Source organism: Paenibacillus terrae (genome assembly GCF_000943545.1).
Lineage (GTDB): Bacteria > Bacillota > Bacilli > Paenibacillales > Paenibacillaceae > Paenibacillus > Paenibacillus terrae_A.
On record NZ_JTHP01000027.1, the window covers coordinates 1 to 12523 of the forward strand.

11 protein-coding genes are annotated in these 12523 nt (G+C 49.7%); all 11 read right to left on the reverse strand.

Going from position 1 to position 12523, the window contains the following annotated elements; all coding sequences use genetic code 11:
• Positions 1 to 954: 954 nt before the first annotated feature.
• Complete coding sequence (locus QD47_RS14240; protein WP_044646761.1) at positions 955 to 2043, reverse strand: prephenate dehydrogenase; 1089 nt, start codon at positions 2041 to 2043, stop codon at positions 955 to 957.
• A 26-nt stretch (positions 2044 to 2069) separates the two neighbouring features.
• On the reverse strand, positions 2070 to 3173 hold the full coding sequence (hisC, locus tag QD47_RS14245; protein ID WP_044646762.1) for a histidinol-phosphate transaminase: 1104 nt from the start codon (positions 3171 to 3173) through the stop codon (positions 2070 to 2072).
• A gap of 59 nt (positions 3174 to 3232) precedes the next feature.
• Positions 3233 to 4039, reverse strand: a complete 807-nt coding sequence (trpA, locus tag QD47_RS14250) for a tryptophan synthase subunit alpha (protein WP_044646763.1) — start codon at positions 4037 to 4039, stop codon at positions 3233 to 3235.
• Positions 4036 to 5232 carry a tryptophan synthase subunit beta gene (trpB, locus tag QD47_RS14255; protein ID WP_044646764.1) on the reverse strand — a complete coding sequence of 399 codons (1197 nt, stop codon included), beginning with the start codon at positions 5230 to 5232 and terminating at the stop codon, positions 4036 to 4038. Before trpB ends, trpA begins: the two co-directional genes overlap by 4 nt.
• Entirely contained in the window at positions 5229 to 5915 is a 687-nt protein-coding gene (locus QD47_RS14260; protein ID WP_044646765.1) for a phosphoribosylanthranilate isomerase, read from the reverse strand. Before QD47_RS14260 ends, trpB begins: the two co-directional genes overlap by 4 nt.
• Positions 5912 to 6706 (reverse strand): indole-3-glycerol phosphate synthase TrpC, encoded by a 795-nt coding sequence (gene trpC / locus QD47_RS14265; RefSeq protein ID WP_044646766.1) that lies wholly within the window; start codon positions 6704 to 6706, stop codon positions 5912 to 5914. Before trpC ends, QD47_RS14260 begins: the two co-directional genes overlap by 4 nt.
• Positions 6696 to 7742 carry an anthranilate phosphoribosyltransferase gene (gene trpD / locus QD47_RS14270; protein ID WP_044646767.1) on the reverse strand — a complete coding sequence of 349 codons (1047 nt, stop codon included), beginning with the start codon at positions 7740 to 7742 and terminating at the stop codon, positions 6696 to 6698. The genes trpC and trpD overlap by 11 nt, the downstream gene beginning before the upstream one ends.
• Positions 7743 to 7776: 34 nt before the next feature.
• Positions 7777 to 9327, reverse strand: a complete 1551-nt coding sequence (trpE, locus tag QD47_RS14275; RefSeq protein ID WP_044646768.1) for an anthranilate synthase component I — start codon at positions 9325 to 9327, stop codon at positions 7777 to 7779.
• Positions 9328 to 9704: 377 nt separating this feature from the next.
• Positions 9705 to 10079, reverse strand: a complete 375-nt coding sequence (aroH, locus tag QD47_RS14280; protein WP_044646769.1) for a chorismate mutase — start codon at positions 10077 to 10079, stop codon at positions 9705 to 9707.
• Positions 10080 to 10081: 2 nt separating this feature from the next.
• Entirely contained in the window at positions 10082 to 11176 is a 1095-nt protein-coding gene (gene aroB, locus QD47_RS14285) for a 3-dehydroquinate synthase (RefSeq protein WP_044646770.1), read from the reverse strand.
• A gap of 1 nt (position 11177) precedes the next feature.
• A complete protein-coding gene (gene aroC / locus QD47_RS14290) occupies positions 11178 to 12347 on the reverse strand; it encodes a chorismate synthase (protein WP_044646771.1) in 1170 nt (389 codons plus the stop codon).
• Positions 12348 to 12523: the final 176 nt, after the last annotated feature.

Consider the following 12523-nt stretch of genomic DNA (forward strand, 5'->3'; position numbering starts at 1 on the left):
ACACGACGACTAACATTTCCTTGTTTGATTTCCTGAATCATCTGGGAATCTGTCATCATCCGAGTGAGACCCTCCTCGCCCATACATGTGCTGTTCTCCCATCCGATTCTGTCTATATATACCGAACAGGCCAAAAAAAGTTGCGCACTCTGCGCAAATGGATGAAACAGCATCATGGAACATTTGTTTTTTTCTTACCCTATGTAGTGCCAACAATAACGGTGCTATCCCCAACATTTCTCAACATCCACAATGGACTTACCCATTGTACCACAAAATAGTCGTCAGTAAAAAAGTCCAGAATCCCCGTGATTTCCATCACAAGCTACATAACGCTAGCAACCGTTTACGATTTGCGGCATTTCCAACCTATTTTAAGTTTTTTCAAGATAAAGTGACATAACCTCGAAACTGTCCCTTTTGAATATGATGGTAAGAATAACTACCCAAAAGAAAACGCTTTAAAAAATCATTGACAAAATGAAAACGTATACATATAATAAAAGTACAGTATGGTTTCTCTCCACTCCTATCCTACTCAGCTACTCCATAAGAGCAGCTACCACCCGGGGCTTTACCCGGGTGGTCTTTTTTTTGAACTCATATTCTAAGCTGAACTGGAAAGTTACGTAAGGTGCCAACTGCGCAGTCGGATGGTGCTTCCCATCGCTGTTGTCCAGCACCATTACGCCTACTCCGTTTTTTATATAAAATTTTCAAATTTAGCTTATATAACAAAAAAATATACTTACCCAGCTATATCACCTCAACCGGGCTTTAGGTCATAAAATAACAAAAAAAACGGGCGAAGAGGATCTCACGCCCGTTTTAAATCTTTCATGCTACTTTCACTCCCAGAAAGTGCGTTGCTTTTAAGGCGGTCGGTAGCGCAGCGGTCCATTTGAATCTGAAGAAGCGCCTCAACCTCCTTAACCAACAATCACACTTTCCTTTCTATACCACCACTTTATAGCTCATTGAATCCAGCAATGCCCTGGCGCGCTCCCAGTCCCGTTCTTGGCGGAAGGAAAGCCGCATAATACCGGGAACATCCTCACGGCTTTCGATGATTTGCATATTGCTCAGGTTAATGCTGTTATCTCCCAGCTCTGTTGCAATTCGACCGATAATTCCCGGGGTATCCGGTACATCAATATACAGATCAAACGTTGAGACGATGACACCTTTGCGGCGTTCCGGCAGCTCACTGCGGAAATGCCCCGCCGTCAAAAACTCGTCAGCGATTCCCTCTCCGTCTTGTATTCTCAGTAAATGGGTAAAACGTTCAATCTGCCCGTTCCACTCTTCCAGCAGACCTAGCAAAACATCACGATTGCTCAGCAAAATGTCCCGCCACACAATAGGATCACTGGAAGCAATTCGCGTAATATCGCGGAAGCCGCCAGCAGCCAGCGTACGATACAACGGATTTTCGTCATTGTGCTTGCGCACCTGATTCACCAGCGCCGCTGCAATAATATGTGGAAGATGGCTGATCGCCCCGACAATGTCATCGTGCATATCAGGCTGGACACGCACAACCTGAGCTCCTGTATATTTCAACAGACGCTCCAGCGAACTGTATGCTTCCTCAGGCACACCTTCTGCGGGGGAAAGTACATAGTAAGCATTCTCAAACAGCAACGCAGAAGCAGCCTTCACACCGGAACGCTCCGATCCGGCCATCGGATGGCCACCAATAAAATAGGCATTACATAAAGAGATTTCCGACGCTTTTTTGGCAATCGACGATTTTGTACTGCCTACATCGGTAATAATACAACCCTCTTTAAGCGGCAACCTGCTTAACAGCTCCAGATAATGCTCCAGTAAGCCGACAGGTACGCATAAAAAAATAAAATCGGCATCCTCTGCCGCCTCTTCAACCGAAAGAGTCGCAGTGTCCACGACACCACGGCTCAACATCGGCTCCATGAGTTCGGGGAGATGAGCATGACCAACAACGGTGATGCCCGGCTTCCCTTTAAAACAAAGCGCAAGGGACCCACCGATCAGTCCCACGCCGAAAATGGCAATCTTCATCAATTATCAAATCCCATCTGCGGAAATTATAGACGCGCTTTCGCCGCTTCCGCCCCCAGGACCTGTTCCAGCGCACGGATAAACCACTCATTTTGCGGCTGTGATCCAACCGACACCCTAATATATGTCGGATATTTGTGATGACCAGCGCGAATAATCACGCCTTTACGAAGCAGCTCCTGAAATACCTCACCCGACGGGCGACGTACATCCAGCATAATGAAATTACCATGTGCCGGAAAATATTCCAGTCCAAGGCGCTTTAATTCATTTTGCAAATAGGCTCTGCCCTCTGCGTTGTGGTCACGGCATTCCTGCACAAAATCCTGATCTTCCAACGCCGCAACCGCCGCAGCCTGTGCTACCCGCGAAGTATTGAACGGCTCACGAACTTGATTAATCAGGCGAATCGTTGCCACAGCTCCCATACCGTATCCGATGCGAAGCGATGCCAGACCGTAGATTTTGGAGAAAGTGCGCAATACAACCAGATTTTCATAGGCTGGCAACAGACGAATACCATCTGGATAAGTGCTATCCGTCACAAACTCGAAATACGCCTCATCCAGCACAACCATAACATGCTTCGGCACCCGATCCAAAAATGCGATCAGCTCTGCTTCAGGTACAATCGTGCCTGTCGGATTGTTCGGATTACAGATCCAGATCATTTTCGTACGGTCGTTAATTTGAGACAACATGGCTTCCAGATCATGCACCCCGTCACGCAAAGGCACCTCAACAGCAACCGCTCCCTCAATTTCCACATTGCTCTTGTATACGGAGAAGGTCTGATCGGCCATGATACTTTCTTCCCCGGGAAGAAGAAAGGCACGCGTAATCAACGCAATAATCTCGTCAGACCCACAGCCATAAATAAACTGATCCTCTTTTAAGCCCGTATGTTTAGCCAGCGCCTGTGTTAAAGCTACCGCGCTGCCGTCAGGATATACACTAATATTCGCAAATTCCTCCTGAATGGCCTGCAATACTTTAGGAGAGCTGCCATACGGATTTTCATTCGAGGCGAGCTTAATCACTTCATCAAGTCCTAGCTCGCGCTTCACATCTTCAATCGGTTTACCGGGCTGATATACCGGCAAATGTACAATATGCGGTTTAGGTTGCATGCCCCTACCTCCTCTATTCCATTCAAAACTACATTTGCTTCTTTCTATATTGACGCCAGTTACTGCTTTAATTGTGCCACAAAATTATGAATTTGCAAAAGTCCCTCTTCTCTGCGCGCAGAATCGTCCAGCAGTGGGATCGCTTCCTCCACCTGACGCACAATGGCACTTCCGACGACAACTCCATCACAGATGTCTGAAAAACGGATTACCTGCTCCCTAGTAGAGATACCGAACCCAACCGCTACCGGAATATCCGTATGCCGCTTGACCTGCGCGATAAAGCCCTCTATGCCCTCAAAAAAGGAAGCTCTTTCCCCGGTCACCCCAAGGGAGGATACGCAGTATACAAATCCGCGCGCTTGACGAACAATTCGTTCAATCCGCTGTTCAGAAGTTGGAGCCACCAACGGAATCAGATGCACATCAACCTCTGCTGCCCGTCCTCCCAACTCTTCTGCTTCCTCAAGCGGAAGATCGGGAATAATCAGGCCGCTGATGCCATGCCTCTGCAAGCCTGCAAAGAAAGCATCCATGCCCATCTGCAACACAGGATTATAATATGTGAACAAAATAAAAGGCAGGCTTGATCCCGCCGCCCGGGCCAGAGAAGCCGTCTCCATACACGTGCGGATCGAGATTTGCCGTTTCAACGCACGCTCAGACGCACGCTGAATGACAGGTCCGTCAGCCAGCGGGTCCGAATATGGCACGCCCAGCTCTAATATATCGGCTCCGGCCGACTCCAGTTGCCGAATGATTTCTACCGTCGTGTCCACATCCGGATCGCCTACCGTCAAGAAAGGAATTAATGCCGTTTTGCCTTCATTTTTGAGGCGTCCAAACACCTGATCAATTAAATTCATGACGGATTTCCTCCCAAATGCTTAATAATGGAGTCCACATCTTTGTCACCGCGACCCGATAAACAGATAACAATAATATCATCCGCCGTTAAGGTAGGTGCCAGTTTAACAACCTGCGCAACTGCATGTGCCGACTCCAATGCCGGAAGAATACCTTCCGTGCGGCATAACAATTGGAGAGCATCCAGCGCTTCCTGATCGGTAATCGGAACATACTTGGCCCGCTCGATATCCTTCAAATACGAATGCTCCGGTCCAACCCCCGGATAGTCCAATCCCGCCGAGATGGAATGCGCAGGCTGTACCTGTCCATATTCATCCTGAAGCAGATAGCTCATTGAACCTTGGAAGACACCTTGCGTTCCCTTGCTCATCGTTGCTGCATGAAATTCCGTTTCCACGCCTTTTCCAGCCGCCTCGACCCCAAGCAAAGCAACCTCGTGATCCTCGATAAATGGATAGAACATACCTATGGCATTACTTCCGCCACCAATCGCCGCTACCACGACATCTGGAAGTCTGCCTTCTTTTTCGAGAATTTGACGGCGGGTTTCGTCGCCAATGACACGCTGGAAGTTGCGCACCATCATTGGATACGGATGTGGTCCGACCGCCGAGCCCAAAATATAGAACGTATCATGGACATGGCTCACCCAATACCGCAGAGCTTCATTCCCGGCATCCTTGAGTGTACGTGTGCCCGATGTAACCGGAATGACCTCTGCACCCAACAGTTGCATACGGAATACATTTAGCTGCTGACGTACGGTATCCTCTTCTCCCATGAACACCTTACACTCCAGTCCGAGCAATGCCGCGACGGTCGCCGTTGCAACACCATGCTGACCTGCGCCTGTTTCGGCAATGACCTTCTGCTTACCCATACGCTTCGCCAGCAGTCCCTGCGCCAGCGCATTATTAATTTTGTGGGCTCCGGTATGGTTCAGGTCTTCACGTTTCAAGTAAATTTTAGCCTTGCCCAAATGCTGACTCAGACGCTCTGCATAATAGAGAGGCGTTTCCCGGCCCGAATAATCCTTTAGCAGTCCGTTCAGCTCAGCGTTAAAATCAGGATCATCCGCATACTTCCGGTAGGATTCCTCCAATTCAATCAGTGCGTTCATCAACGTTTCCGGTACAAAACGTCCGCCAAATGTTCCGAAACGTCCGTTATTATCAGGTAATTGTGTCATGCCTGCTTCACCCTTTCTACGAATGCTGTGATTTTTGCAATGTCCTTGACTCCATCCGTCTCTACACCGCTGGACACATCCAGCCCTGCGGGATGATACTCAGTAACCAGCTTTTCCGCATTATCGGCAGTCAGCCCGCCGGCTACAAACAAAGGAATTCCATGTTGTTGGGTCCAAGCCTGATAGGCAGGAATCCGATCCCACGCAAACGTTTTGCCGGAGCCGCCACCATACAGGGGATCATATGTATCCAGCAGTAAAGCGTCTATCGTTCCAACATAAGCATCCAATTCGTCCGTCAGGCGTTCTGTCTCGCCCTTCACCGTCTGCCCTTTACTATCCACAGACCATGCCTTGAATACCTGTACGCCAAAATGCTCCCTGATCTCCCGGCAGCGCTGCGGACTCTCCTGCCCGTGCAGTTGAATGACATCTAATGTTGCTTTCTCCATGACATCATTTAACAGTGCATCATCAGGGTTCACAAATACGCCCACGCTGCGCGGTCTGCTGCCTGGGGTCCATTCATCCAATACGCGAAGCAGCTCTCCAGCCTGTGCGCCGTCAATCCGGCGCTTGCTGTCGGCAAACACAAAACCTATATAATCGACCGGTAAGTTTACCATAGATTTTAGCACTTCAACGCTTTGAAGTCCACAAATTTTTACGCCCGTTTTGTTCATGCTTTAACCCCGTCCATCAAATCGGCTACAGCCTGTCCTACATCATCCTTGCGCATCAGATGCTCTCCAACCAGGATGCCGTGTGCGCCTACCGAATGCAAATACTTTACATCTTCGGGTCCCGCAATGCCGCTTTCGCTAATAAACGTAACTCCTTTAGGAATCAGTGAGATCAGCTCCTCTGTCGTCTGGAGGCGGGTCTCAAATGTCCTCAGATTTCGGTTGTTCACGCCAATCAAGGTAGCTGTCCCCAGATCCAGTACAGCTTTAAGCTCCTCACTGTCATGCACCTCTACCAATGCGTCCAGTCCTAGATTCTTAGCAATCTGTAAAAATGACCCCAAAACACGTGGCTCCAGTATAGCCGCAATCAACAGCACCGCATCCGCTCCCAGCAGACGAGCTTCATAAATTTGCCGTTCATCAATGATAAAATCCTTGCGCAGCAGTGGAATCTTTACCTGTTCACGAATTTGGTGCAAATATTCAGGACTCCCCTGAAAGTACGTCACATCCGTCAAGACAGAAATACAATCGGCTCCAGCTTCCTCATATGCCCGTGCAATGTCCACCGGATGAAAATCCGGTCGGATCAACCCTTTGGAGGGGGAAGCCTTCTTCACTTCGGCAATCAGTCCGAGCGGACGATTGCGACGCAGAGCTATAGCATCCTCGAATCCTCTCGTCGCAGGTAAATCGGCAACCAATCGTTCGACTTTACTGATTTGAAAATGCTCCTTAAGCTGCTCTACTTCCTGTCGCTTCGTCACTACAATTCGATCAAGATACATATTGATATTCCCCCGTTGCCTGTATTAATTGATCCAGCTTGGACAGGGCCAGCCCCGAGTCAATAGCTTCAGCCGCCCGTGCTACTCCGTCCGTTAAGGTAGCTGCTGCGCCCGATACATAGATGCACGCGCCGGCATTCGCTAACACGACGTCCCGATAAGCTCCCCGCTCCCCGTTCAAAATCCGACCTATAATGTCGGCGTTAACCTGGGCGTCCCCACCCAGCACTTCATCGAGACGGTGCGTCTGTAAACCCAGATCCGACGGGTTAAGTTCAAACGTATGAACCTGACCATCCTTCAGCTCAGATACCCGTGTCGGTGCCGAAATGCTGATTTCATCCAATCCGTCCAGACTGCTTACGACCATGGCCCGCTTGGAGCCGAGTCGATTCAGCACCTCAGCGATCACTTCCGTTTTTCCCGCGTCATAAATGCCCAGCAACTGGCGATCCGCACCTGCCGGATTCGTCAAGGGACCGAGCATGTTAAACACCGTTCGTACTCCAAGCTCCCTGCGTGGAGCGGCAGCATGCTTCATAGACGGATGGTACAACTGCGCAAATAAAAAGCAGATGCCGATACGATCCAGACATGACCGCGCCTGATCACTCGTCAAATGGATATTGACCCCTAGGGCCTCCAGCACATCGGCGCTCCCGGCACGTCCGCTTGCAGAGCGATTGCCATGCTTCGCTACCCGTACAGATACCGAAGCCGCAATAATAGCGGATATCGTGGAAATATTAAACTTGTGAATACCCGAACCTCCGGTTCCACATGTGTCCAGCAAATGGGTATCACCTTCTCCGATTTGCACCGGACTGGCATAGCTGCGCATAGCTTCGGCAAATCCGGTGATTTCATCCACCGTCTCCCCCTTGATGCGCAGAGCCGTCAGCAGCCCACCAATTTGCGCCTGCGTGGCACTCCCACTCATAATCTGTTCCATCACGCCACGGGCCTCCGTACGTGAAAGATGCTGTCCCTCAATGACCCGGCTTAACCCCACTTGCATCATGTCATGTCGTTCCATCGTCGTCTCCTCCTCAAAATCAGATTTTTGTATGTTACGGAGTGTACAAATAATCCTGGTTGATGACGCTGTTGTAGGGCTGTACCGTCGCCGGGAACATCGCTTCAGCCGTGCGGATCGCTTTCAGCATCGCCTTGGCCTTGTTCACCGTCTCCTGATACTCGCTTTCCGGAACCGAGTCCCACACAATCCCTGCACCCGCCTGAACATAGGCCCGGTTCTTTTTAAACACAATCGTACGAATCGTAATGCAAGTATCCATATTGCCCGAGAAGCCCAAATATCCGATGGCTCCTGCATACGGACCGCGCGCTTCCCGCTCCAGCTCGGCAATAATCTCCATCGCCCGCAGCTTCGGAGCCCCTGATACCGTGCCCGCTGGCAAGCAGGACAGGAAAGCATCGAAGAAATCTTTATCCTCGCGCAGCTTACCCGATACATTGGATACAATGTGCATCACGTGGGAATAGCGTTCAATTTCCATAAACGTATCGCAATTGACCGTACCGAACTGAGATACACGTCCCAGATCATTTCTTCCCAAGTCGACCAACATCAGATGCTCGGCACGTTCTTTTTCATCCTTCAGAAGCTCTTCAGCAAGCGCTATATCCTCTGTCTCTGTCACGCCACGCGGCCTCGTTCCGGCAATAGGACGGGTTTCCACCCGACCGTTTTCCACTTTGACGAGCGCCTCCGGCGAAGTGCCCACGATGATCTCGTCATCCATTTTCAAATAATACATATAAGGAGACGGGTTCATCGTGCGCAGCACGCGGTATACCTGTAAAGGAGAGGCATCTGTATCAATGTGAAAGCGCTGGGATAGCACGACCTGAAAAATATCGCCTGAGCGAATATATTCCTTCGCCTGCTCCACATTGGAAATAAACTGCTCCTTCGTCACATTCGATTGAATCTCACCCAGCTCCACATCGTCAGGAATGGAGACTGCTCCCAATGTCTCTGGTGGTGTCTGCTTACGCAGGTACTGCGCCGTTGCTTCCAGCTTCCGTTCCACCTCGGCATAAGCAGCGCGGATGTCCTCATCGCGGAAGCCTTCGCCTACATGAACATTGCCGACCAGCAAAATTTGCTGTTTCACATGATCAAAGACAATAACTTGATCGCAGAACATAAAACGAATATCATCCATATTCAAATCATCTACTGAATGCTCTGGCAGTTTTTCATAGTATTGCAGCAGATCATATCCAAAAAATCCGATAGCCCCGCCTGTAAATGGAGGCATTTCTTTCAGCTTCGGGCTACGGTACTTGCGCAGCAACGCCTTGAGCTCTTCAAGCGGCTTGTCGTTTAATATTTGTCGCTTACCATGCTGCTCCAGGATCAAACGGCCTTTTTTGCCGGAAACCATCAGGAACGGGTCCGTCCCGATGAATGAATGTCGCGCCCACTGCTCGCCTCCTTCTACACTCTCCAGCAGAAAGGCCCGGTCCCGCTCAGCGTACCGACGGAAAATCCGGATCGGCGTCTCCATATCAGCCAGCACTTTTTTGTACACAGGAATCAGGTTAAATTCATTCGCCATCGTTATCACTTGCTCCACATGCGGCGTTAACATGAGATCACTTCCTTTCCAATTTGGCGCAGAACTCAAAGGAGAGAATATAAAAAAGCCTCTACCCGGAAGGTAGAGGCTGTCAGTTATTGAAATTATAAGAATGCTACCATATGCAAAATGACTACAGCAAATATACAAAGTAGACTCATCCCTTTGCATAACCTGGGTTACTTCAAATAAGCCTCTCTGTCTAGGAAGGTTCTCCGTGGACAAAAGCTTACCCGCTACCGCTGGTCTCTGTAATCTTCATATGGAATTGGCTCAACTGCACTCTTCTCATCTCAACTCTGGCTCTGGCTAACTCTACTCAACTCTGCTACACACACTATATCTCATACGATGTTACTTTGGCAACCATCAACTTCAAAAACAGGCGATTACTTCCCTTGGGAAGCCAAATCCGGTCTTAGCGCCTGCGCTCCGTTCAAATATACATGTTTGATTTCCCGCTGTGTTTTAACCGTATTCACCTGTACCATCAAACGGATGCATTTCGGCAAACTACCCTCTACGGGAATTTCTAACGAACACATAAGCGGAACCATATCCCAGCCGTCAAGCTGGCGGATCGCCTTTGCCGGGAAAGTAGCATTCAGATCATGGGTCACAGTAATCCATACGTTGCTAATATCCTCCGGCTGAATTCCATTGTAGGACACAATTTCCTCTAACAGTAGGCATGTGGCTTCCAAAATTTCGTTTTCTTCATTGTTCGCTACGGTTGTCGCCCCACGAATTCCACGATTATACATCGTTACGCCTCCTCTTTTAGCTGTTCAATTACTTGTCGGATGTAAGAGACGGAAATATCCTTCACTACCTCCACACGCCCGATGCTGCGTGGGACGACAAAAGTAATACTGCCTTCCTTAAACTTTTTGTCATGCATCATCGCATCCAGCAGACGATCTGTTTCGAGATGAGCGGGAAGAGAAGTCGGTAAACGAAGCGAAGCCAGCATATCCCTCGTTTCTGTTACCAAAGAAGGATCTGCCCCCAGCTTCACACCCAGAAGTGCAGAGCCGACCATACCAATAGAAATCGCTTCCCCGTGTAAAAACTCGCCATACCCCGCAATCGCCTCTATCGCATGACCAATGGTGTGACCGAGGTTTAGAATAGCGCGTAAATCGTTTTCACGTTCATCGCGCGACACCACTTCGGCTTTCACAGAACAGCCCTTCTCCAGCCCATACTCCAGGGCTGCCGCGTCCAAAGCCAGCAAATCAGCCGCATGATCGCGGCACCACTGGGCAAAATCAGCATCCCAGATCAAGCCATGCTTGATCATTTCAGCCAGCCCGGCGGATACCTCACGCGGAGGCAATGTAGACAACGTATCCACGTCATACAATACCAATTCCGGCTGATGGAAGGCTCCGATCATATTTTTCGCCAAAGGATGATTGATGCCGACCTTGCCGCCCACGCTGCTGTCATGCGCAAGGATTGTAGTTGGAATCTGTACGAACTTGACGCCTCTCATAAAAGAAGCCGCCACAAATCCTGCCAGATCGCCCACTACACCACCACCAAGTGCGATAACGGCTGAATTGCGGTCCAAACCGCCCTCGATAGCTGCTGTAATCACCTGCTCATACACAGCAAGCGATTTGGACTTTTCACCCGGCTTGACGACAAAGGATACCGTCTTGTACCCCGATTCCTGAAGATTACTCTCCAGTATCGCCAAGTAAAATGCTGCTGTATGTTCGTCAGAAACAATCAACAATGGACTTTTTTGCGCAATTTCTCGTTCCTTCAAAAGCTCTCCGGCCCGATGCAGCAGTCCACGCCCGATATGAATGGGATAGGAACGTTCTCCAAGCTGTACCGTCAGCTTACTCATCTTAGTACCGTCCCAGTTGTTCTTCGTAGGATGCAATGTTCGCACGGATCTCTTCAATGGAATCCCCGCCGAATTTTTCAAGTAAAGCCTTGGCAATCTCCCATGCTACAACATGCTCCATAACCACACTTGCCGCTGGTACGGCACATGCATCCGAACGCTCAACCTGAGCGGTGAACGCTTCCTTCGTATCAATATCCACGCTTTGCAGCGGCTTGTACAGCGTCGGGATCGGCTTCATCACGCCACGAACCACGACAGGCATTCCATTTGTCATACCACCCTCGAAACCGCCCAAACGATTGGTACGGCGGTGATATCCACGTTCGTCATCATGCAAAATCTCATCATGCACCTGCGAACCACGCAGTTCTCCAGCTTCAAAGCCGATACCGATTTCCACGCCTTTGAACGCATTAATGGACATGACTCCTTGGGCAATGCGTGCATCCAGCTTCCGATCATACTGAACATGACTGCCCAGACCGATTGGAACACCTTCCACGATACATTCCACTACGCCACCAACTGAATCGCCTTCTTGCTTGATAAGGTCAATGTAGGCTTCCATTTTCTTTTCGGTTTCCGGATCGGTTACTCTCACTGAAGAAGCTTCTGTCACGGCAATCAGCTCGTCAATCGGCAACTCACGGTAAGGTGCCTCGATTTCTCCAATGCGGATAACCTGCCCAGCCACCTTGATTCCGAACTCTGCCAGCAATTGACGGGCCAAACCGCCGCATGCAACACGAATCGCCGTTTCACGGGCACTGGAACGTTCCAGCACGTTGCGCAGATCCTTCAGATTGTATTTCAGTCCGCCGTTCAGATCTGCATGACCCGGACGCGGACGGTGAACCCGGCGCTTTTCCTCGTCACTGCCTTCGATGGGCTCAATATTCATAATGTTCTGCCAATGCTTCCAATCGTTGTTTTCCACAATCAGGGCAATCGGCGCACCTGTGGTATACCCGTGACGAACGCCTCCGGCAATGTTGGCCGTATCCTTTTCAATCTGCATACGCCGCCCCCGTCCATACCCCTTCTGACGACGGTGTAGCTGAAAATTCAATTCTTCAAAATCCAATTTTAAATTGCTCGGCATGCCCTCTACAATCGCAGTAAGCTGGGGACCATGCGTTTCCCCCGCGGTTAAGTAACGTAAACTCATGACGCGTTCCCCCTTTAAACTGTTAAACTGTGCATCACTAAAATCTTTAACTGTGCTTCATTATAGTATACGCACCTTTCTTTGACAAGAAAAGCCATGGGTGTTCAGATAAAGAAAAACACGCCCTTTGGTCAAAGCCAAAGGACGTGCGCTTCTGATAAGACAACAGCCAACGT